This is a genomic window from Mammaliicoccus sp. J-M40 (assembly GCF_022386395.1).
GTDB lineage: Bacteria > Bacillota > Bacilli > Staphylococcales > Staphylococcaceae > Mammaliicoccus > Mammaliicoccus lentus.
In genome coordinates this window covers 192,946-214,058 of sequence record NZ_JAJNIQ010000002.1, presented here as the reverse complement: position 1 = coordinate 214,058, position 21,113 = coordinate 192,946, and the positions used below count along the sequence as shown (strand labels likewise).

The following is a 21,113-nucleotide window of genomic DNA, read 5'->3' as shown; positions in this document are numbered from 1 at the left end:
ATTATTCTACTTTCCAAACATTTAGACCATGCACTTGGCTATTCTCGTCAAATTTCAAATCTTCTTTACCATAAAACGTATAAGTTTTACCTTCTTCTAGCAATTTATGGTCGTAATCAATAATAAAATAAGATTCTGTACTATTACCACTTTCTTTTACTACTTCCACAACCTTATTCCCTACTTCATTCTTGCTAATTTTCTTAACCTTTGCATTCGTTACTTTTAATAATTGATCATGATCATAAGTTTCATTATTGAACTTATCATGATCAATCTCAATAGAATGATTCATTTTCTCTTGATTGAAGTGATCAGCTTGAGCTTGTGCCACATTACCATCCATATTAAAAGTTGAATCACGATCTTGGTTTGGCTCAGTAGATACAACGCCAACAATACAACCTAAAGTTAAAAAGAATAATACAATGGTACTTAGCAACGGAACTCTAAACCTAGTATCTTTAATCGCTTTAACCACAGTTGTACCTAACGCTGCACAAAAAGCTATTAATACTATAATTCCTAAAACGCTAAATATAAAACTTTCCATTTTTCATTACTCCCTTGATTTTTTCGTTTTTACATCAGTTTATATTAGACCTACTGTAAACAAATGTCATTTATTTTGTTTCAAAAACCGAAAGAACACGTTTTCATAGCGAGTTTAAAGTATCTCAATTTTTGATTTTATACAAATATTCACTCAACCTTTGATTACGTCCTCCTTTATCCCAACTATGATAATCTTCAATTAATAGATGTATATTTTTGTTGTAATGATTAAATACTAAATCAGTGATTGCTAAAAAACTTTTCCAATAATGAAACATAATTGAATTTGTATCTTCATTTTCATACAAATCATATGTGAAAGCCTCTAAATATTTTTCATCATAACGTTCTTTATAATAATTGAATAATTCTAATTCAAGATTATATATTTTGCTAAATTCTTCTTCTGTATAAAAATAAAATCTCGGTAAGAACATAACTAGTCCTTCTTCAAACCATAAATCATCTGAAGAAACATCTTCATCGTCAAAATCAGACAAGAAAAAATCACAGTGATGTGTTATTTCATGCCCTAATATACATAAAATTTCCTTCTTCAAATAATGATCGAAAAATGTTTTTGTATCAACACTCATATCGTCTTGGATTGCTTCTGTTAAAAATTCTTTCCAGCTATCTAAGTCTATACTTATAAAAACACCTTTTTCATTAGTATAAGCTGGGATATTTTTTTGTAACACATTTTCCATTACATACTTACTAGTCCAAATAATATGTGCTGGTTCATCTTTTAATTCATATTCTATTTTTAATTTTTCAACATAGATTTTAATTTCGTTATAAAAATATCTTGCTAATTTTTCAACTTCTACATTCGTATCTAAACTATCTAACATATATATACTTTTCATATCTACCACCGACTTTTTAAAGTTATTTAACAAATTCTATTCATTTTTAATATACCATAATACATTCTCATTATTTTTGGTAAACTTATATATAATTGAAATGATATTTTGAAGGAGATTTTTATGCAGCATATTAAATCATTTTTAGAGGTTAAACAGATTTATATTTATATTATTTTCTTGATTTGTGGTGCTGTTTTAGGTTTATCGTTTGGTGATTTAAAAAATCTGTTTGAGCCTTTTATTTCACTTTTTTTAGCTATATTATTATTTAGCATGTTTGCTCAAATACCGTTTTTAAACCTTAAAGATAAACTATTAGATTTTAAATATGTTTTAGCGCTACTTGTTTCGAATTTTATTTTAATACCTATTTTTGTTTTTATACTTGTGTCTCTTTTCAATGTGACATCTATACCCATTTTAATTGGTGTTTATCTTGTTTTACTGACACCATGCATTGATTATGTCATCGTCTTCACTAAACTAGGTAAAGGTGACGCTCAGTACATGCTAATCTCTACTCCAATATTGTTTATTGTACAGTTTGTCTTGTTGCCTGTTTATTTTATATTATTTTTAAGACAAGACTTCTCTCAATATATAAAATTAGGACCATTTATTGAAACGTTTGTTTTATTAATTTTAATTCCATTTATTTTAGTCCTGATTTTACAACTAGCGAGTCAAAAATCTATCCAAATGAAAAAGTGTTTGAATTTAACTGAATGGCTTCCTGTTCCTTTTATGGCACTTGTTTTAATGGTGGTTATTGCCTCTCATATTTCTACGTTAACTCATGATTTGGATAATGTTATTACAGTTATTCCTATTTATATTTGCTTTATGGTTATCGCTCCATTCATTGGGTCATTTACAGGAAAACTTTTTGCACTACCTGTTGATTTAAAAAGAACTTTAGCATTCAGTTCTAGTACAAGAAATGCTTTAGTTGTATTACCTTTAGCTCTTTCGTTACCTAAAGAATGGTCTGCTATCGTTACGGTAGTAATTGTGACACAAACAGTTGTTGAATTAATTGGTGAATTAGTTTATATACGCGTCATAAAAAAATTCATCAAATAAATTATTTTTTAATATCTTAATAACTTTATTTTGTTATTTAATGAAGTCGTGTAATAATAGAGTTATATTATGAATAATTAGGAGTGAAATCTTGAGAGTTAGAGCATTAGAATCTAATGACTTACCTTTTGTACACGAATTAAACAATGAATATTCAATCATGTCATATTGGTTTGAAGAACCATATGAATCGTTAACTGAGCTTCAGTATTTGTTTGATAAACATTTACTTGATGAATCTGAAAGAAGATTTATAGTTGAAGATGATAAACAGATTGTAGGGATTGTTGAACTTGTAGAAATTGATTATATTCACCGTAACTGTGAAATTCAAATTATTATTAAACCAGAATTCGGTGGCAAAGGATATGCTAAATTTGCCTTTGATAATGCTACAAGTTACGCGTTTGATATTTTAAACATGCATAAAGTTTATTTATATGTAGACCAAGATAATGAAAAAGCTATACATATATATGAAAGTTACGGATTTAAAAAAGAAGGTCTATTAAGAGAACACTTTTATGCTAAAGGTAAATATAAAGACGCTTTTTTAATGGCTTTATTAAAATGTGAATATATTTCATAAAAAACAGCTCTAAACGTAAGGTTTTCTTACGTTTAGAGCTGTTTAATCTTATTAGCTTTATTTAATTATTTTAACTTTAATTCTTGTCCTACTGTTAAGTCATTTGAACTTAAATCATTTAATTCTTTAAGTTTATCTACACTTACACCGCTTCGTTTAGAAATATTATATAATGTATCTCCTGAAACTACTTTATGTGTATCACCACTTATAGTCTCTTCATTATCTGTTTCATTCGTTCCATTATAATGTTTTTCTACAAGTTTATAGAACTGATCCATATCGTATCCCCATTGACTAAAGTAATTGATAGGATCCGTGTGGTCTGTTCCACCCCAATATTCACTGATGGCATTATGACTGATTACAGTACCAGTACCTTCATTATTATCTGCTAATGATGGTTTTAAACCATTTTGTTAAAGCATTTCAGCTGTTAAATATGCTTGATTATTTACTGATTTAGCAAACTCATCAAACGTACTTGCTTGTGCTAATTCTATTTGGTAAAAGTAAGGATTCGCTTTAGCACCTGCACCCCACGCTAAATAGTCACTTGATGCTGTTTGTACTATTTTATTACTACCTGCATATGCATGCACAAATGCACTCTCATAATTATTATACATATAATTAATTTCATCATCGATTGTACTACTAGGATTAGATGTTTCATGAATAACTACACCAATAAATTCATCAGATTTAAAATCATATTTTGGTAAGCTATCCATTCTAGAATCTTGAGTAATATTCGATGGCTTTATGTTATTTTTCTCAATGTAATTATTTACATCTTGATAAGCTTCGTTCGTACTTTTCTTTGATCTCATTTCAGTAGAACCATGCTCAGCAACTTTATTATGTAACTCTAAATCTTCATCCGTTAGTAAATTCGTAAGTTCTTTCGGCTTCATTTTTTGAGCCTCTTCGAAGTTAATTGATTTACTTGTATTTTCAGTTTGACTATTACTCGCCTCATTAGATTCTTCAGCATTCACATCCAAACCAGATTGAGAAAGCAATAAACCAGATGTCAAAATTAATACCGTTCCAAATTTATACTTCATAATAATCCTCCTTCATTAAAGTTCTTTGAACATTGTATGATAAAATAATATTAATTAATACAGGATATTAATATTTGTAATTATTAATTAACATGTTTGAAATATTTTGTTTTTTATTTTTATAACTCATATTCAAGAAACAACATTATATTGTATAATTACATTTAATATTGATATAGAAATGAGGTAAGTTATGAATTCAACACAAAAGTTATTTATAAGGCCTATTAAAGAAGATGATTTATATATAATTTGGTCTTTAGCATTTAAAGAAGAAAACCCCGAATGGAAAAAATGGGATGCTCCCTATTTCAAACATGAAACAATGTCATTTGAGGAATTTTTAAAGCTGAGAGACACTTGGGTAAATGTGCCTAATAAGAAGGCTGTCATATATGATGATGATGTAATAGGCACAGTTTCATACTACTGGGAACACGAACCTTCTAGATGGCTAGAAATGGGTATTACTCTTCATCAACCACATACTTGGGGTAAGGGTATAGGTACAAAAGTTATGAGTATATGGATAGAACATTTATTTAACACTTTAAATATAGTACGTGTAGGCTATACAACATGGTCTGGAAATAAAAGTATGATAAGAATTGGTGAAAAGCTTGGTATGTCTATGGAAGCTAAAATAAGAAAAGTGAGATATTATAATGGTTGTTATTATGATTCTATTCGCATGGGATTATTAAGAGAAGAATGGGAAAAGAGTAATTAAGTGTTTTACACCTAATTACCCTTTTTATTAGAACCTTTATTTATTAATTTACGTATTAACCTCATTATGACTGCTACACTAATATATCTAAAAATTCGTTTGATAATACTTTGCATATTGTTTAACTCCTTGTTTTCGGATTATTTTATACCTTTATCAGTACATACCCAACAATTAAGAAGGTTACACATTTATTTATATTAATATCTTATTTATCTCTTCATTTTTTGTATACAAATTAATTATACTACTAGAATATTTTAGAGATAACTCTTCCAACCCAGATAAAAAATCTTGGTATAAGCATTAATATACCTGGTATTTCAAATAAAATATCTGATACCACTTCCATAAAAATCGTTCGCTTCTTCATTCTTTGCATTTAACATCTCTCCTTAAAAAATCCTAATTTTTTACAGTTCTTATGTATATTATATACCCATCTTTTTTAGTCTATATATTAATTGTGTTTAAACTTTTCTAGTCTTAAAAGTCCTTCATCATCTGGTTCTTTAATACCGTCTTTATAATCATATCCATATTTTCTATAGAAGTGTACGGCAGTGATAGAAGCGGGTATTTCTATGCGCTCAGCTCGTTTAAAGTAAAAATCACTTTCTAATGTTTGAATGATTAACTTTCCTATTCCCTTACCTTGATAATCTGGTGAAACAAATATTGTAAATAAGTTGCTCTCAGTTTCACTATCCCAGTACGGTCCAATAGCGCCTGTTCCAACGATTTTAGATTCTTCTTCAAAGACATAAAAGTTAGTAAAACTTGCTCTTTCTATAATAGCTTCTGGTGTCATCGTACTAACTACTTTCTCAATTTCTTCAACAGGCTCATCTTTAACATTCGTTGTTCTAAGTGTATGTATAATTAATTCGCTTATTTCTTCAGCATCTTTTGTTTCAAACATTCTTATGTTCATGTTGTCTCACTCCTGCTCTTTAAAAGTAATATATGACTCTTTTTTATATTAATACTATTTAAGCATATATGAAACGTGGAATAAAAAACCTATCAAAGTTTAAAATAACTTTAATAGGTTTTCTTTTATTTTTTATAGTTTTATTTTAATTTGCTTCACATGCAAAGTTATCTTTGTCTCTATCAAGTTTTGGTAAATATGCTGGATGAGTACTTGGTACACCGTTTGGATATACTTTTCTTAGTTCAGTACAGTTTTTATAAAATTCTTTACCTTGTGATTGTTGAGTCTCTGGTTGAGAGGCAGGAACATTTGTCGTTGTATTGTTATTAGAAGTGTTTGAATTTGTATTTGCTTCTGTATTATTAGCTTCTTCAAAAGCACTATCTAAACTCCAAATACCTAATTTCTGTTCTTTAGCTACAGCCTGCGCACTTTCCAATCGATCTAGATAACGTGTGTTAGGAGGATAAACATACGCTACTTTCGCCAAACCTTCTCTAACTAATATTTCGTTTACCATTTCACCATCAACATATATATAAGCTAAATATCTTTGATACTTGTCTTGTTTCTCACCTACATCAAACTCAACTTCGATTTTGTTAGCGTTCATGAGTAACGATTTCGTTCTATCAGAAGCTTCTTGACCAAACGGCTGTTTCCCAATTCTAGGGTGCTTCGTTTCAGGCGTATCTATTAATAAAAATCTAAACGATCCTTCTTTACCATTATATATAAACTTAGCAGTATCCCCGTCTACTGTTGATGAAAGTTCCACAGGTATTCTATCAGTCGTACCAGGTGTGAATGTCTTTTTTTCTTCTTTATTTGAATCTTGCGTAGCATTCTCTACTTCTTTCTTTTCATCCTTTGAATCTTTCTTAGTATAATTAGTTTTCTCTTTTTTATCTGTTTCTTTTTTCTCAGATTTTTCTTTATGAGCTTTTTCATCTTTCTTTTGTTTGTCATCATTTTGCTTCTTATTCTCTTCGCGTACTTGACTCTTATCATCTTTATTCACATCATCATCACTACAAGCTCCTATTAAAATAAAAAGCATGAAGATTACAAAACAAAACCATAAACATCCTTTTTTCATAACTTACTCTCCTAAAATATATTCATTAAAGTAATAATAACAGATTTTACACTAATTAATAACTATTTTTTTAATTTTCTTTAAATTTAATGATTATTTTTATATAAACCTATCAAAATCATTATTTGTAGAATATGTATATAAAAAGACATTAAAAATAGCCGTTTGTTTTAGAAAACAAACGACTAAAAAGTTAATAAGCCATGGTGAAATATAAATACAATTATATACTTAGTAATTCTAAAGACTTACTTCATTCTTCTTCTTTAATTTTATCTTTCTTTATCGCAAAGATTATTAATACTAAAACTGAAACCCACATAAACGGGGATACTAAAGCTACAAATATAAAGCCTAAAATAATACTTAGCCATACTGAATCAACCGAATATTTACCTATTTTCATATTAATCCTCATTTCTAATTGTATTCATATATAATCTCTTATTCATCTATGATGATTATAACTACTATACTTACTTAAACCAAATTATAAAATAAATATAGTTATTTTATAAATAATATAGTTATTCAAACTAGTTTTTGATATATTTGTGAGAAACATTAATCAATAGAGAGGTGTAAATATATGGATAATTGGTTAAGCTTCATCGTAATATCTTTAATGATCATCATAATACCAGGCCCTGACTTTTTCATTGTATTGAATAACACATTAAAAGGTAATGCGAAAAACGGTATTATGGCTGGTTTGGGTATCTCAAGTGCACATGTTTTTTATTCAGCACTTGCAGCATTTGGATTAATATTTATTTTAACGACATCTTATTATGTTTTTACAGTTATAAAGATTTTAGGTTCAATATATATTGCATATCTAGGCATTAAAACAATTTTAAATGCGAAAAAAGCCTTTAATATTAGTACTGATAAAGATGTAAAAACAGATATGAAACTTAGATTGTCTTATAAACAAGGTTTTATAAGTACTATTTTTAATCCAAAAGCAATTTTATTTTATGTCAGCATTTTACCTCAATTTATAACTAAAGAAGATGGATCAATGCAGATTCTAGTACTTTCCTCTTTATTCATATTAACTGTTTTTATTTGGTTCTTCTTATGTAGCTTTTTATTTAACTATATTAGACAAATTTTTAATAATGTAAAAATCAAAAGTATGCTAGATTACGCTATTGGTACAGTCTTAATTGGTCTAGCAATAAGTATATTTAGGTTAGAAAAGTAAATAATAAAACCCATGGAATTCAAAAATAACTATACTTATATAAAAGCCAAAGTTCCAATTGATAATTTCTCTCAATTGGACTATAATAACTTGTGGTACTTTTATCTTAGTTTAGAAGTATGAATTATTAATTATACATATACACGGAGGCGCTTATGTCTGAATCAACTCATTTAAAGAAGAATTTAGGCCTAGGTGATGTCATGGGTATCGCACTAGGACAAGTTATCGGTTCAGGGATTATGACCATGACTGGCATAGGTATTCAAATGTCTGGTAGCGGTGTGACTTTAGCTTATATAATTTCTTCATTACTTGGTATTATTGCGATGTCACCAATTGCTATTTTAGGAGGAACACTCCCTACTACAGGAGGTTTATATAAATATACCAGTCGGTTGTTATCACCAAAAATTGGTGTATTTTGGCTATGCATGTTTACATTGATGCAAATTACATTAGCAATGTATGCTATTTCCTTTGCACAATATTTACAAGGCGTTTTACCGGAAGCACCTATCACACCAATTGCTTTTAGTTTATTAACATTACTATTTATTGTGAATTTAGTTGGTGTAAAAACAGCTTCTATCATTAATAAATGGATGGTTATTATTTTAATCCTTTCATTAAGTTGTTTCGTTGTTTTTGGATTACCTAAAGTAGATTATACAGTTTTCCAACCAGAAACAATGTTTCCAGCAGGGTTCACAGGCTTCTTTACTGCAATTGGATTGGTAGGTTTTGCAACTGGAGGTGCACAATTCGTTGCGGAATTAGGTGGAGAAATGAAGAATCCTCGACGAGATTTACCTATCGTCATTATAGGATCTACAGTACTAATCGGGTTCTTCTATGCTTTAATTGCTGCAGTTGCAGTAGGTGTCTTACCTATTGAACAAGTTGCAGGTCAACCTTTAACAGCAGTAGCTAATGAAGTATTACCAAAACCTGTATTTGTTATCTTCATTGTAGGTGGTGCCATGTTTGCTCTAGCAACAACATTAAACGCAACATTCACTTGGGTAACAAAAAGTTTATATGTAGCCACACAAGATGGCGTCTTACCTAAGAAATTAGGAGCAGTAAACGAAAAATTTGGAACACCACATTGGTTACTCACTATTTTCTATATCATTGGAGCAGTACCAATTTTAACAAACGTGTCGCTAAACGTAGTAGCACAACTTGGAACAAGCCTTTCATTAATCGTATTTATGTTCCCAGTAGTTGCAGCAGGACGATTACCTAAGCTATACCCAGAAGCATACGCTAATGCACCTATCAAACTGCCACCAGCATTACTCAAAACTTTAATCGGTATTTCTGTTGTGTTATTACTTGCAGAAACATACCTATTAATCACTGATTTAGAAACACATTATATAATCGGATCAATCGTCTATGTAATTTTAGCAGCACTATTTGCAGCATTTTCCGATAAAATCACAGGATTCTCTATAAAGAATACGAATATATTAGAGGATGATATATAAAAATAAACACTCCAAAAGTTAAACTTTTGGAGTGTTTTACGTATATTTTAATAAATTCAAAGAACGTTTGCCATAATAATCAAAACCACTCCACAAAATACAGAACCTAATGCAAAGTAAGTAGTTCCCTTGAAACTTACAGTTTTCTCACCTTTTGTAAAAACTTCATACATCTCATAAGACATAAAATACAAAGCACAAATACCAAGTATTAAAAAACCAGAACCCAATAAGTATCCGAACACATCTAGAAACATAATATTCCCTCCTTAAAGGTTTATATTAATGCTACCAAACACCTTGATGTTTTTAAACGAATATTATTGTCACATTAGGTTTTACTTTAGTTGATATTTAAACTCATATTAACTTTATTTATTATAGTGATCATATTTACCTGATTCAATTTCAGATTCTCTCTCCTCTATTTCTTTGTAAACATCTTCGGCATCGTCACCTTCATAATAACCTTGTTCAATTGCTGTTTTAGTTTGTATTTCAGCAGAAGATAAACCACCATTATATTTTTTACGTAAAGCGTCTATATACTCATCTTCAGTCTCAGCTGCATTGATTTCGGCGTTAACATCATCAGGTTCATCATCTTGCATATCTAAATCTTCTTCTTCGTCCATTTTCTCTTGTTGTTCAGGAGTTACGCATCCTCCAACTGTACATTGTGTCCCATCAGGCTTTACATACCCCACAACATCACCGTTACCAGGTGCCTGATACCATGTGTCCCCATCTGCGTCTACCATACCATCTACATTAACCCCGCTTTTTATTTGTTTTGATATTTCTTCTTTAGTTAATGCTCTATTTTCTGATTCATTTTCGTTATTTGTTTGTTCACTATTCTCAATTTCTTCTTGGCCATCTGTATTTTCATTTTCTTCAGCAGACTGTTCTTCTTCTGTATCTGCTTCTGATTCATTAGAACTATCTTGTTTATTATCCTTTTCCTTATCTTTATCTTTTTTATCATCTTGCTTTTTATTTTCTTTATTATTTGATTGTTTTGTGGTTTCTGATTTAGATGAGGTTTCTTCTTTTTGTCCACATGCCCCTAATACTAATAAACTTGCAAATAATAAAATAAATAACTTTTTCATTACATGTTCCCCCTTTAATAATGTTTACTTATCAAACATATCACTTATAAAAATCATATTGATATGATTTAATGTGTTATTCTTCAATTCCATCTTCATCAAATTTACTAACCATTCCGTCTTCATCTACAATATAAGACCCAGCTAAGTCACCATCTTTAGTATAGAAAGCAAATCCCCAACTTCCATCATTTCTTTTTTCTGGCTCTTTAAATGTATAAGTATCCGTATCTAATGTTTCATCTTCATAATCCTCCACAAAGTCCATGACATTATCACGTGTAACTGCTTCATCGTCTATTTCATCAGATGTTTCATCGTCCGAATTATCATAAGCTGAATCTTCAGTTGATTCATTGGTTGGATTTTCACTAGATTGCTTATAACTGTTATTAGCTAAATTTATATCTTTTTTATCTATTTCCCATTTTGCTTTAACCGTATTGAAATTAGGTGTAAAATCCATTTCTAAAGTGTAATTATCATTTTCAGGAACATCAAATGTTACATAACCAGAACCAGTATTTTCTTTGTTCAATTGATGTGAAAAACCATCGCTAGTATCCCCGTTCCCATACCATAATTCATAGTTTTCACCACCTGCTTTCATACTAAAATCAGCATCTTGAATTAAAATTTGATCTTCATTATTATTCTTAAATTTTAGATAAACTTTTAAAGCTTTTCCGTTATCAGGATTACTTGAATATTCATCTGATGGTGTTACAAATTCAGCTTTCTCTAATGTAATATCTACGCCATCTGCTTTAACTGTATCTCCGATTTTAAATTTCTCATCTGCAATTTTAGTACGTTTATTTTTTTCTTCTTCTGTTCCATTAATCCCTTCATCTACACCTTTGAAGAATAACATTACTACCACTGCGATAATTAACATTATAATTATTACTCCACCTAAACAGCCTAATAATGCCCAAAGCCATCCTTTACTACTACTCGGTTTTTGATTATTATTTCCCATTCAAACTCGCCCCCTTACATATATTACCTTCAATAATATATGTTTTATCAGTAAATTAATAGGTGTAATTAAATTATTTAATTTTTTATTGTTATTAATTATAAATATTTCAACTATTAATTACACACTAGTTATTTACCAACTTTCTTTTTATAGACTTATGATTAGTCCATAATTTCTATTTAAGATAATATATACTTAAAGGAATTGAGGTGTAATTATGGATAGTAAACAATTTTTCCAAAAGTTATTAGCTATTTCAAACTCTGGTATTAATTATTCTAAGGACCCATATGACGTAGAGAGGTTCAATGAAATTTTTGATATAACTCAAGAATTCATAAATTCTCAGAGCAATAACAAGAACTTAACATTAGAAAAGGAAGCTGGTTATCCTACACCTAAAATTGATGTAAGAGCTTTAATTTTAGATAAAGACAATAAAGTTTTATTAGTAGAAGATCCTAAAACAAAATCTTGGTCGTTACCTGGAGGTTTTGCTGACGTAGGAACTTCCCCAGTAGAAAATGTAGTGAAAGAAGTGATAGAAGAGACTGGTTTATCAGTTTCTGTATCCAATCTTATTGCAGTATATGATACTAATAAGTCTAATCCAGAAAATTCATTAGCACACTATTATAAGTTAGTTTATTATTGTAAAAGATTAAGTGGAAACCTAACAACAAGTATAGAAACAAGTTCGGTACAATATTTTGATATTGATCAATTACCAAAACTATCAACTAAGAGAATTACCGAAAAACAAATAAGAGAATGTTTTAATAATCGTGAGAGTAAGACAATTATTGAATAAGTTGATAGTTATCACTAGGCTAATAAGTAACAAAATATATATACAATATATGTAAAATGTGGTAATTTAAATATAGAAAAAGGACGACGCACATACATGCATCGCCCTTATGAGCCCGTTAAAAAGACGGTGGCCTCGTTTTAATAAATTATTGAATAACCATCAAAACCGGTCAAAGTTAGAGATGGTTATTTTTTATGGTCTTTCTTACTAATTAATACTAAACCAATGATTGATATGACAATCATCAGTAATTCATAATCAGTCAATATTACACCTTTCTAGGAGTTAAACCATATTTCATAGGCATCGCCCCATTTATACAAGATTAGCCACCATCTATCCAACTTGCTCACATTAATATTTTATCTTCATTACCAATTTTTGTATATTTATAGAAAACGCATAAAATTGCTTGAATCCGTGCAGATTTTAAATTTTTAATTCAATAGAGTTATTAATCATCAGATCTAATATAGTTACATTATGAAACACATTTATTATTTCAAATAGACAATATATGTAAATTATGATATTTTATATATAAAGGACGATACACATACATGTATCGCCCTTATGAGCCCGTTAAAAAGACGGTGACTTAGTTTATAAAATTATTTAAAATAACCATCAAAACCGGTCAAAGTTAGAGATGGTTATTTTTTTGTCACAGTCATCACTTCATTAGATAATATAATTCTTGCAATTTTTACTTCTTATTATTTTAACCTACCATATCATTTAACACTTTTATTGCTTCACTAATAAAATGACCTACATTTTCTACATTAGTTTCATTTTTCCACCTATTAAAACTAGCTCCTGCATTATCTCTTTTATTTCTGGATTCTTCTGGTTTTGCTCAATAATATTTTTTATATAATTATCCTACCGCTCCCAACCCTTTCACTTATACCTAACCTTCTAAACAATGTTTCTATTATAGGAACTCAGCTTCACTGTATTTTGTCATTTAGACATCTTTATTAATCTTATTATATTTGATTCAAGATTTTACGAAAACGTCTCCTAATTTTCTATCACCAAAAACTTTAAACATTTTTTGAATTAATATTTTTATTTTGTAATTTAACATTGTAAATATAAAGTAGCAATGGTATTACTAATAGAACAGAACAAAAAACAAAAGTTAAATTATAACCTAGTTTTAAGATTATAAAACCAAAGATTATTCCTGATAGAATTTCACCTAGTGCTCCGGAAGCACCATTTAAAGAGAATATAGTTGCCATACTTGTTGATTTATCTGACATTTCTTGATTTAAAGCATTATTAATTAAAGTATTCATTAAATCATCTGTTATTGTTACTAAAGAAACACTGAAAAACGCAACAATCTTTTTTCCTATTGATAATAATAAAATCAATAATATAGCTATAAGCGTGATTAAAACATTATATTTTTCCGGTATTTGATTTAGTTGTTTATCAAATACCGAAAATATATGTAAAAGGAATAATAAAGCAATACCTCCTAATGTAGTGACAAAACCAAATGTTACTTCATCTATGTATATATGTTTAAAATAGGGTTGCCAATATCTATCAATAGTATCTATGACAAAAGCAAAGAAAAAACTGGCTATTATAATGTTCAATGTTCGTTTATTTTTTAGCATTGTAACGCTTGCATTTTTGATAATATCAACTATGGAGCTATCATTTACTTCGATTGCATGTGGTTTGTTTTTTCTAATCTTTACAAAAACGCTTAAATATAAAGTTAGTATTAATGAACTTATTGCAGCTAATACGAATGGCAAGAATTCATTCACTTTATATAAAAGTCCTGACAAAGGAGAAATTATAATGATGAATAATATAAATATCTTTGTATTATTGAAAAGTGTTCTTGAAAATTCACTTTGTCTTACTTCTTGATTGATCCATGATTCAAATGTTCCTGAAAATAATGTCTCTGACAAAGTCCAAGTTAGTAACAATATAATTAGTATCATTCCATTAGAAGAAAATGGAAATAAAAACCAAGTAATTGAAAGGCATATAAAAGAAGTTATCAGATTATATTTAATTCCAAATTTATCAGAAATAGCCCCAGAAGGAATCTCAAATATAAATTTCATTATTTCAAAAATGGTTCCTATTACTCCTAATAAAAAAAGATTATATCCAGAATTATATAAATAGATAATCCAAATAGGAGCATAAAAACCTATAGTAATACCCCTCAAAAGTGAAACTATATATAATTTTTTCATATTAACTATACAACTCCTTTAAATATGTAGGCGATGCTTTTTTCTTAGAAAACGTCTGTTTTAATAGTTTGGAATTTACATTGTACTTCAAATCATTGATAGTATTAATAAATATCGTATGCTAAACAATCTTGCCTACATAACATTTATTTCTCCCACTTTTCAAAATAATAAGGCATAGATTAACATCTACGCCTCATGTAATGAGATTAGTGTCTTCCCATTGCAAGCACTTTCTTAACGTCTACCATTTTTGGTGTCTTGTATTCAGCCATAAATTTTATCCGTTTTAATTTTGTAAATATATGATATATTACTTATCAGAAAAGAGCAATATTTTTTAATATTATAATTATATTGTGGTACTCTCATTCTCGAGGATATACAAAGGAGGAAAATTAAAGAAGAAAAACTTATAGATTATACCTTAAAACAGTATAAAGTATTAATAGAAAATAATTCTAACACCCTAAAATAAGGGTGTTTTTATCTTTACTGTGGCATATCTGTGGCAACCAAAATAAAAAACCCTCAACCACAATGGTTGAGAGCTATGTAGTGGAGACGGCGGGAGTTGAACCCGCGTCCAGAGATCCTGATACAAATGTTTCTACGTGCGTAGTCTAGTCTTTATTGTTTCGCGTTGTATCAGGGGACTGACACCCTATTACAACGCTAGTTTGATTAATCTCTTCTCGTCAGACTTCAAACGGCAGTGACGAGCGTATCCTACTTAAGTTGAATCACGTTAACAGCACATAGGCGATGCTGTTAGGTGATGCAGAGTGCTATTACGCAGCTACTGCTAAGTTTTGTTGTTTGCCAGTTATTATAACTGTTGTGTTGATGACGGAGACAACCCTCCGACACGCTTCATAAGCTCGGGGACCCCTGTCGAATCCGTAACGTCCCCTGAATAAGAAATATACTTCCTTTTAGCAGAAGTATATTTAATAATAACAATTTTTTATTGATTAATCAATATAATTGCTTAATATCGATGCTTCATTGCTCTTTCTACATCACGTTTTGCTTCTTTTTCTTTCAGCGCATGACGTTTATCATAATCTCGTTTACCTCTTGCTATCCCTAAAAGAACTTTACAGTAACCGTGTTTAATATATAGTTTAAGCGGTATTAATGAATACCCTTTTTCTTTTGAGATACCATATAATTTATCGATTTCTTTTCTTTTTAAGAGCAGTTTTCGATTTCTTAATGGATCATGATTATAACGGTTACCTTCTTCATACGGTGCAATATGCATATTGTAAACGTACATTTCTCCGTTGTATACACGTGCATATGAATCTTTTAAGTTTGCACTACCTCGGCGAATGGATTTGATTTCTGTACCTTGTAATACAATTCCCGCTTCAACCGTATCTTCTATTGTATAATCATGGCTTGCTTTACGATTTTGTGCTAAAGGTTTGTTGTGTACTTTTGGCACATCCATCACCTACTTTCTATTTTTTCTTACGTCTTGCATTCTTTTTAACGGCTTTTGCTTTATAAAAAGGTTTATTATTTTTATCGCCTTGTTTACCTTTTGCTCTGCCTTTTTTATGCTTATTATTTTTATCGTTTTCCTTTGATGGTCCACGTTTTTTAGCTTTTATTGTCTTTTCTCTTGCGAGTTTTTCACGATTCTTTTCAGCTATTGGCATACCTACGATTTGGAAATCAATCATTCTTTCATCAACATTAACATTTATAACTTTGACTTCTACTTTATCACCGATTCTAAAGACTTTAGCTTGTCTTTCACCAATAATAGCCATACTGCGTTCATCAAAATTATAATAATCATCTGTTAAGTTAGAAATGTGTACCATACCTTCGATAGTGTTCTCTAATTCTACAAACATACCGAAGTTAGCTACTGAACTGATTATACCAGTATAAACTTCTCCAACATGTTGAATCATATACTCTGATTTCTTCAGATCATCTGTATCACGTTCTGCATCTATCGCTCTTCTTTCACGTGTAGATGTATGATCTGCAATTTCAGGTAATACTTCTTCCCAATGTCTAATTTGTTTATCATTCATTGATTTATCGATTAAATATTTACGAATGAGTCTATGCACAATTAAATCTGGGTATCTTCTAATTGGTGAAGTAAAATGTGTATAATAATCAGCTGATAAACCGAAGTGACCTAAGTTTTCTTCACTATATCTTGCTTGTTGCATACTTCTTAACATTAAAGTAGCAATTACCATTTCTTCTTTTTCACCAGCTACTTCTTGAACAATTTTTTGTAGTGTAGATGGATGAATATCTTCGCTTGTACCTTTAACTGTAATACCAAAGTTCGTAATAAATTCAAAGAATTGATTTAAACGTTCTTCTTTTGGATTTTCGTGTACACGATAAATGAATGGTAATTCTAATTTACTGAAATGTTCTGCGATTGTTTCGTTAGCAGATAACATAAAGCTTTCGATTAATCTTTCAGCGTCATTTCTTTCTCTAACTTGAATATCTGTTGGAATACCGTCTTCATCAACTAATACTTGAGCTTCTTTAATATCAAAATCAATTTCACCACGTTTTTTACGTTTAGCAATTAATTGTTGTGATAATTGGTTAGCTAAATCAAGCATAGGTGTGATTTCAGCAAATTTCTCTCTAATTTCAGGGTCTTTGTTCTCAATGATGCTATTTACATCAGTGTAAGTCATTCTATAATCTGAATGAATGACACTTTCAAAAATCTCATGGCGAACAACTTCACCTTGTTGATCAATTTCCATTCTACAGCTTAAAGTAAGACGGTCTTCATTTGGATTTAATGAACAAATACCATTACTTAGTCTGTGAGGTATCATTGGAATAACTCTATCTACAAGATACACACTAGTGCCTCGGTCATAAGCTTCTTTATCTAACTCACTATTTTCAGTTACATAATAACTTACATCAGCGATACTTACTGTTAACTCTGTTAATCCATTATCTAATGCTTTTACAGATACAGCGTCATCTAAGTCTTTAGCATCCGCACCATCAATAGTGATTGTTAATTCATCTCTTAAATCACGTCTATTTTTAGTTTCTTCTGGCTTAATTTTGTCTGGAACTTTTTTAGTTTCTTCTATTACACTATCCGGAAACTCTATATTGATTCCATGTTGGTAAATAATAGATAGAATATCAACACCAGGATCATTTTTATGGCCTAAAATTGCTTTAACGTGGCCTTCAGGATTATGAGTACCATCTGCATATTCCGTAATTTCTACAAGTACTTTATGCCCTTCAACAGCGCCTAAATTTTTACCTTTTGGGATAAAAATGTCTTGTGTAATACGTTTATCATCTGGCAATACGAAACCAAAGTGTTTAGCTTCAGTATAAGTACCAACTACTTGCGTAATATTACGTGTCGTAATAGCCTTAACTCTTCCTTCAATTTTACCTTTGTGGTCTCCACGTGATGGAACGACTTCTACTAATACTTCATCGCCGTCCATCGCTTTATTAATTTGATTTGGTGGTATAAAAATATCTTCGATTGTATCATCTTCAGGTCTTAAGAATGCAAAACCTTTTTTATGTTGGCTAAGCTTCCCTTTAACTAAATCTGATTTATCTCTTTTCTTTTTATATCTATCCGTCTTTGTTCTTTCTAGTTGACCCGTTTGTTCTAAATCAACTAGAACTTTTATTAATTCTTTAAATGAATCAGCGTTACTTAATCCCATTACGTCTTGAAATTCACTTACCGTCATGGGCGTGTAGTCTTTCTCATTTATGATTTGTTCAACTTCTTCTCTTAGATTCATAGCGGGCCTCCTTTCTTGTTTTTATATTGTGTCTTATTCGGACCAATCTAATGATTCTAAGAATTGATATACGTCTTCAAATACTTTCTCTTTTTCTTGTCCGATTGTTATAACATGACCAGATTCTTCATACCACTTAATATATTTATCATCAGATGAAGATGAATTATAAATAATATTAGCAGAATCAGGATTTATCATTTGATCAAGCTTGCCTTGTACTACAAATAAAGGATCAAATACTTCATCAACTTGATCTCTAACTGCTTGAATAGTATTTTGCAATTCAGTTAAAGTGTCTGTCGGATGAAAATGTTTCATTTCTTCTTCAATTTGTTCACTTGGTTTACCTTCATATTTTTTAAATTCTCTTGCATAATCTAGTACACCTTCAAACATAGTACCTTCTGTCTTAATGTACATAGGAGAACACATAGTTACTATACCTTTCACATCACGATTTAAACTTAATTTTAAGCTAAAAACGCCACCCAATGATAGTCCAGCTACTGCTATTTCAGTATACCCTTTTTCCACAAGAAAATCATATGCATCTAAGCAATCTTTAAACCATACATATGGGCTTGATTCTAATATTTCTTCTGGTGGTCTTCCATGACCTTCATAATGCGGAGCATATGATGTATATCCTTTTTTCTGTAAGAAACGTCCTAATTGTCTAACGTCTGATGAATTACCTGTAAATCCATGCAAAAGTAATACTGCGCGTTTACCTTCTTCAAAGAAGAAAGGTTTAGGTAATTGAATTCTCATGATCGACCATCCTTTTACTCTATTTAACTCTATTGTATCTTTTTTTCACTTGCAAACAAATAAAAAAGTCCGACATTACCCGTCGGACCACTACATTTTAAAGTAAGTTATTGCTAACATAATTAAGAAAAATAAAATCGCTAGAATGATTGTTGTTCTGTGTAAAACTAAATCTATTCCACGTTGCTTTTGTTTACCAAATAATTGTTCTGCTCCACCACTAATTGCACCTGATAAACCGGTACTTTTACCTTCTTGAAGTAATACAACGGTAATCAATGCAATACAATCTATGATTAATAAGACGATTAAAAATGTATGCATGGACTCGGTCCTCCTGTCTATTATAACAGTAGCATTATAGCACATTTACAAAATGCACTCAAGTTTTCATTAGTCATAATCTATTGACATGCCTAAAGATTTTAACATTTCAAAGTACGTTGGACAAGTCTTTGATACACATGCTGGGTCAAGCAGTGTTATACCATCTACTTTTGTGCCTACTAAACTAAGAGACATAGCTACTCGGTGGTCATCAAATGTATCCAATGTAGCACTTTGAATCTCACCTGGCTGAATCGTCCATCCATCTTGATGTTCTTGTATGTTAATCCCTAGCTTAGTTAAGCTTTCAGTTAAAGCTTCAACTCTATTACACTCATGATTACGTATATGTTCAACACCAGTAATTGTAATTGGACCATCCGCAAACGCTGCTAATGTACCGATTGTAAGTGCTTGGTCTGAACATGCATTCATATCGATTGTTAAATTACCTTTGAGCTGTTCTGGACCAGTGATAACGACATAATCTTCACCTTTTTTAACAGTAGCACCCATTTTTTCTAAAATGTCTACAACTTCTAAATCAGGTTGATGGGTTTTTAAGTTCAAATGATTAATCTTAATTGTCGATTTGTTCAGAGCTGCTAGAGCCATAAAATAACAAGCAGTTGATAAATCGGCTTCTAAAGGTAAATTAGTCGCTTGATAAGAACCTTTTTCAACCTTCATATGTTTATAGTCATCTGAGACTTCTACGCTTATCCCAAATTGTTCCATTAATTCTATCGTGATATCTACGTATGCACTTTGTACTATCTCTGTTGTTAATTCAATTTCTGTTGGTTGATTAAACAATGGTGCAGCAAGTAATAATCCACTAATAAACTGACTAGATTTATCGCCTGCTATCATGACTTTACCACCAGTTTCAGGTGTCCCTTTAATTTTGACTGGAAGTTGGCCTTCTTCTTCAATATAAGAGACTTCTACTCCTAATTGGATAAGTGCATCATGTAAAGTTTTATGTGGTCTACCGGCTAATTGTTCCGTAGAAGTGATAGTAATTTCACTTTTATCTTGTGTCCCTAAAATGCCAGGTAAAAATCGAGCGGTCGTGCCTGCTGAACCAATGAATACTGTTTGTTCTTCTGGAAGACTTTCCATATCTACACCAGTAATATTGATTGAATCTCCTTCAAACTCGAAAGTTGCTCCTAATTTCTTTAATGTTTCCATGCACCAATAAGTATCATCACTTTTAAGATAACCAGATAACTTTGAAGTACCTTTACTAAACCCTGCTAAAATAAAAGCACGATTCGTTACACTTTTACTCCCTGGTATAATAATTTCTTTATTAAATACTTGATCTGTTGGATGCAAACTTAATTTTTCTACACCATCTAAACTAGACCAAGGTGATTTTGCACTTTTTAAATTAATCGTCATCTGTGAAATC

23 protein-coding genes and 1 other RNA gene are annotated in these 21,113 nt (G+C 30.3%); 6 read left to right on the top strand and 18 right to left on the bottom strand.

Annotated features, from left to right (window positions below; all coding sequences use genetic code 11):
- Position 1: 1 nt before the first annotated feature.
- Complete coding sequence (locus LQ688_RS03665) at positions 2-553, bottom strand: NADH-quinone oxidoreductase subunit J (protein WP_239724787.1); 552 nt, start codon at positions 551-553, stop codon at positions 2-4.
- Between the two features lie 124 nt (positions 554-677).
- Positions 678-1,427: a hypothetical protein gene (locus LQ688_RS03660; protein ID WP_017000745.1), complete on the bottom strand. Its 750-nt coding sequence runs from the start codon at positions 1,425-1,427 to the stop codon at positions 678-680.
- 123 nt (positions 1,428-1,550) lie between these two features.
- On the opposite strand from LQ688_RS03660, the gene LQ688_RS03655 reads away from it, so the two are divergent.
- Both LQ688_RS03655 and LQ688_RS03650 read left to right on the top strand, forming a co-directional pair.
- Positions 1,551-2,513 carry an arsenic resistance protein gene (locus LQ688_RS03655; protein WP_239724788.1) on the top strand — a complete coding sequence of 321 codons (963 nt, stop codon included), beginning with the start codon at positions 1,551-1,553 and terminating at the stop codon, positions 2,511-2,513.
- Positions 2,514-2,604: 91 nt separating this feature from the next.
- Positions 2,605-3,102 carry a GNAT family N-acetyltransferase gene (locus LQ688_RS03650; protein WP_017000748.1) on the top strand — a complete coding sequence of 166 codons (498 nt, stop codon included), beginning with the start codon at positions 2,605-2,607 and terminating at the stop codon, positions 3,100-3,102.
- A 65-nt stretch (positions 3,103-3,167) separates the two neighbouring features.
- Here LQ688_RS03650 and LQ688_RS03645 read toward each other — a convergent pair whose 3' ends face one another.
- On the bottom strand, positions 3,168-3,383 hold the full coding sequence (locus LQ688_RS03645) for a LysM peptidoglycan-binding domain-containing protein (RefSeq protein WP_239752633.1): 216 nt from the start codon (positions 3,381-3,383) through the stop codon (positions 3,168-3,170).
- Positions 3,384-3,521: 138 nt separating this feature from the next.
- Positions 3,522-4,172, bottom strand: a complete 651-nt coding sequence (locus LQ688_RS03640; protein ID WP_239752631.1) for a peptidoglycan recognition protein family protein — start codon at positions 4,170-4,172, stop codon at positions 3,522-3,524.
- A gap of 193 nt (positions 4,173-4,365) precedes the next feature.
- Between LQ688_RS03640 and LQ688_RS03635 the strand changes: the two genes are divergently transcribed.
- Positions 4,366-4,902: a GNAT family N-acetyltransferase gene (locus tag LQ688_RS03635; RefSeq protein WP_239752628.1), complete on the top strand. Its 537-nt coding sequence runs from the start codon at positions 4,366-4,368 to the stop codon at positions 4,900-4,902.
- Positions 4,903-5,152: 250 nt separating this feature from the next.
- Here LQ688_RS03635 and LQ688_RS14000 read toward each other — a convergent pair whose 3' ends face one another.
- The 4 genes from LQ688_RS14000 to LQ688_RS03620 form a co-directional block, all read right to left on the bottom strand.
- Entirely contained in the window at positions 5,153-5,284 is a 132-nt protein-coding gene (locus tag LQ688_RS14000; protein WP_256933706.1) for a hypothetical protein, read from the bottom strand.
- Positions 5,285-5,362: 78 nt separating this feature from the next.
- Positions 5,363-5,836: a GNAT family N-acetyltransferase gene (locus tag LQ688_RS03630; protein WP_239724790.1), complete on the bottom strand. Its 474-nt coding sequence runs from the start codon at positions 5,834-5,836 to the stop codon at positions 5,363-5,365.
- Between the two features lie 145 nt (positions 5,837-5,981).
- Positions 5,982-6,938: a thermonuclease family protein gene (locus LQ688_RS03625; RefSeq protein ID WP_239752627.1), complete on the bottom strand. Its 957-nt coding sequence runs from the start codon at positions 6,936-6,938 to the stop codon at positions 5,982-5,984.
- A 253-nt stretch (positions 6,939-7,191) separates the two neighbouring features.
- Complete coding sequence (locus LQ688_RS03620) at positions 7,192-7,344, bottom strand: hypothetical protein (RefSeq protein ID WP_239724792.1); 153 nt, start codon at positions 7,342-7,344, stop codon at positions 7,192-7,194.
- A 183-nt stretch (positions 7,345-7,527) separates the two neighbouring features.
- Between LQ688_RS03620 and LQ688_RS03615 the strand changes: the two genes are divergently transcribed.
- Together LQ688_RS03615 and LQ688_RS03610 are read left to right on the top strand one after the other, a co-directional pair.
- Positions 7,528-8,148, top strand: a complete 621-nt coding sequence (locus tag LQ688_RS03615) for a LysE family translocator (protein ID WP_017000759.1) — start codon at positions 7,528-7,530, stop codon at positions 8,146-8,148.
- A 155-nt stretch (positions 8,149-8,303) separates the two neighbouring features.
- Positions 8,304-9,644 (top strand): APC family permease, encoded by a 1,341-nt coding sequence (locus tag LQ688_RS03610; RefSeq protein WP_064211740.1) that lies wholly within the window; start codon positions 8,304-8,306, stop codon positions 9,642-9,644.
- A 56-nt stretch (positions 9,645-9,700) separates the two neighbouring features.
- Here the strand turns inward: LQ688_RS03610 and LQ688_RS03605 are convergent, their stop codons facing one another.
- From LQ688_RS03605 to LQ688_RS03595, 3 genes are all read right to left on the bottom strand, one after another.
- On the bottom strand, positions 9,701-9,901 hold the full coding sequence (locus LQ688_RS03605; RefSeq protein ID WP_017000761.1) for a hypothetical protein: 201 nt from the start codon (positions 9,899-9,901) through the stop codon (positions 9,701-9,703).
- Positions 9,902-10,015: 114 nt separating this feature from the next.
- Complete coding sequence (locus LQ688_RS03600; protein ID WP_239724793.1) at positions 10,016-10,759, bottom strand: hypothetical protein; 744 nt, start codon at positions 10,757-10,759, stop codon at positions 10,016-10,018.
- Positions 10,760-10,835: 76 nt separating this feature from the next.
- A complete protein-coding gene (locus tag LQ688_RS03595; protein ID WP_239724794.1) occupies positions 10,836-11,741 on the bottom strand; it encodes a DUF4352 domain-containing protein in 906 nt (301 codons plus the stop codon).
- A gap of 220 nt (positions 11,742-11,961) precedes the next feature.
- Here LQ688_RS03595 and LQ688_RS03590 point away from each other — a divergent pair, with 220 nt between their 5' ends.
- On the top strand, positions 11,962-12,555 hold the full coding sequence (locus tag LQ688_RS03590; RefSeq protein WP_017000763.1) for an NUDIX hydrolase: 594 nt from the start codon (positions 11,962-11,964) through the stop codon (positions 12,553-12,555).
- 1,052 nt (positions 12,556-13,607) lie between these two features.
- Here the strand turns inward: LQ688_RS03590 and LQ688_RS03585 are convergent.
- From LQ688_RS03585 to aroA, 7 genes are all read right to left on the bottom strand, one after another.
- Positions 13,608-14,795 carry an MFS transporter gene (locus tag LQ688_RS03585; RefSeq protein ID WP_239724795.1) on the bottom strand — a complete coding sequence of 396 codons (1,188 nt, stop codon included), beginning with the start codon at positions 14,793-14,795 and terminating at the stop codon, positions 13,608-13,610.
- Between the two features lie 556 nt (positions 14,796-15,351).
- Positions 15,352-15,708, bottom strand: a transfer-messenger RNA (tmRNA) gene (gene ssrA / locus LQ688_RS03580).
- Positions 15,709-15,786: 78 nt separating this feature from the next.
- Positions 15,787-16,254 carry an SsrA-binding protein SmpB gene (gene smpB / locus LQ688_RS03575; RefSeq protein WP_037539407.1) on the bottom strand — a complete coding sequence of 156 codons (468 nt, stop codon included), beginning with the start codon at positions 16,252-16,254 and terminating at the stop codon, positions 15,787-15,789.
- A gap of 10 nt (positions 16,255-16,264) precedes the next feature.
- Positions 16,265-18,592, bottom strand: a complete 2,328-nt coding sequence (gene rnr, locus LQ688_RS03570; protein ID WP_064204479.1) for a ribonuclease R — start codon at positions 18,590-18,592, stop codon at positions 16,265-16,267.
- 33 nt (positions 18,593-18,625) lie between these two features.
- On the bottom strand, positions 18,626-19,366 hold the full coding sequence (locus LQ688_RS03565; RefSeq protein ID WP_239724796.1) for an alpha/beta hydrolase: 741 nt from the start codon (positions 19,364-19,366) through the stop codon (positions 18,626-18,628).
- A 90-nt stretch (positions 19,367-19,456) separates the two neighbouring features.
- Entirely contained in the window at positions 19,457-19,690 is a 234-nt protein-coding gene (secG, locus tag LQ688_RS03560) for a preprotein translocase subunit SecG (protein WP_017000772.1), read from the bottom strand.
- Positions 19,691-19,759: 69 nt separating this feature from the next.
- Positions 19,760-21,103, bottom strand: coding sequence for a 3-phosphoshikimate 1-carboxyvinyltransferase (gene aroA, locus LQ688_RS03555; RefSeq protein ID WP_182093801.1), 1,344 nt, complete (start codon positions 21,101-21,103; stop codon positions 19,760-19,762).
- Positions 21,104-21,113: the final 10 nt, after the last annotated feature.

Coding starts and splice junctions, on each gene's coding strand:
- LQ688_RS03665 (WP_239724787.1), bottom strand. CDS start 553: ATGGAAAGTTTTATATTTAGCGTTTTAGGAATTATAGTATTAATAGCT.
- LQ688_RS03660 (WP_017000745.1), bottom strand. CDS start 1,427: ATGAAAAGTATATATATGTTAGATAGTTTAGATACGAATGTAGAAGTT.
- LQ688_RS03655 (WP_239724788.1), top strand. CDS start 1,551: ATGCAGCATATTAAATCATTTTTAGAGGTTAAACAGATTTATATTTAT.
- LQ688_RS03645 (WP_239752633.1), bottom strand. CDS start 3,383: ATGGATCAGTTCTATAAACTTGTAGAAAAACATTATAATGGAACGAAT.
- LQ688_RS03640 (WP_239752631.1), bottom strand. CDS start 4,172: ATGAAGTATAAATTTGGAACGGTATTAATTTTGACATCTGGTTTATTG.
- LQ688_RS03635 (WP_239752628.1), top strand. CDS start 4,366: ATGAATTCAACACAAAAGTTATTTATAAGGCCTATTAAAGAAGATGAT.
- LQ688_RS14000 (WP_256933706.1), bottom strand. CDS start 5,284: ATGCAAAGAATGAAGAAGCGAACGATTTTTATGGAAGTGGTATCAGAT.
- LQ688_RS03630 (WP_239724790.1), bottom strand. CDS start 5,836: ATGAACATAAGAATGTTTGAAACAAAAGATGCTGAAGAAATAAGCGAA.
- LQ688_RS03625 (WP_239752627.1), bottom strand. CDS start 6,938: ATGAAAAAAGGATGTTTATGGTTTTGTTTTGTAATCTTCATGCTTTTT.
- LQ688_RS03620 (WP_239724792.1), bottom strand. CDS start 7,344: ATGAAAATAGGTAAATATTCGGTTGATTCAGTATGGCTAAGTATTATT.
- LQ688_RS03615 (WP_017000759.1), top strand. CDS start 7,528: ATGGATAATTGGTTAAGCTTCATCGTAATATCTTTAATGATCATCATA.
- LQ688_RS03610 (WP_064211740.1), top strand. CDS start 8,304: ATGTCTGAATCAACTCATTTAAAGAAGAATTTAGGCCTAGGTGATGTC.
- LQ688_RS03605 (WP_017000761.1), bottom strand. CDS start 9,901: ATGTTTCTAGATGTGTTCGGATACTTATTGGGTTCTGGTTTTTTAATA.
- LQ688_RS03600 (WP_239724793.1), bottom strand. CDS start 10,759: ATGAAAAAGTTATTTATTTTATTATTTGCAAGTTTATTAGTATTAGGG.
- LQ688_RS03595 (WP_239724794.1), bottom strand. CDS start 11,741: ATGGGAAATAATAATCAAAAACCGAGTAGTAGTAAAGGATGGCTTTGG.
- LQ688_RS03590 (WP_017000763.1), top strand. CDS start 11,962: ATGGATAGTAAACAATTTTTCCAAAAGTTATTAGCTATTTCAAACTCT.
- LQ688_RS03585 (WP_239724795.1), bottom strand. CDS start 14,795: ATGAAAAAATTATATATAGTTTCACTTTTGAGGGGTATTACTATAGGT.
- smpB (WP_037539407.1), bottom strand. CDS start 16,254: ATGGATGTGCCAAAAGTACACAACAAACCTTTAGCACAAAATCGTAAA.
- rnr (WP_064204479.1), bottom strand. CDS start 18,592: ATGAATCTAAGAGAAGAAGTTGAACAAATCATAAATGAGAAAGACTAC.
- LQ688_RS03565 (WP_239724796.1), bottom strand. CDS start 19,366: ATGAGAATTCAATTACCTAAACCTTTCTTCTTTGAAGAAGGTAAACGC.
- secG (WP_017000772.1), bottom strand. CDS start 19,690: ATGCATACATTTTTAATCGTCTTATTAATCATAGATTGTATTGCATTG.
- aroA (WP_182093801.1), bottom strand. CDS start 21,103: ATGACGATTAATTTAAAAAGTGCAAAATCACCTTGGTCTAGTTTAGAT.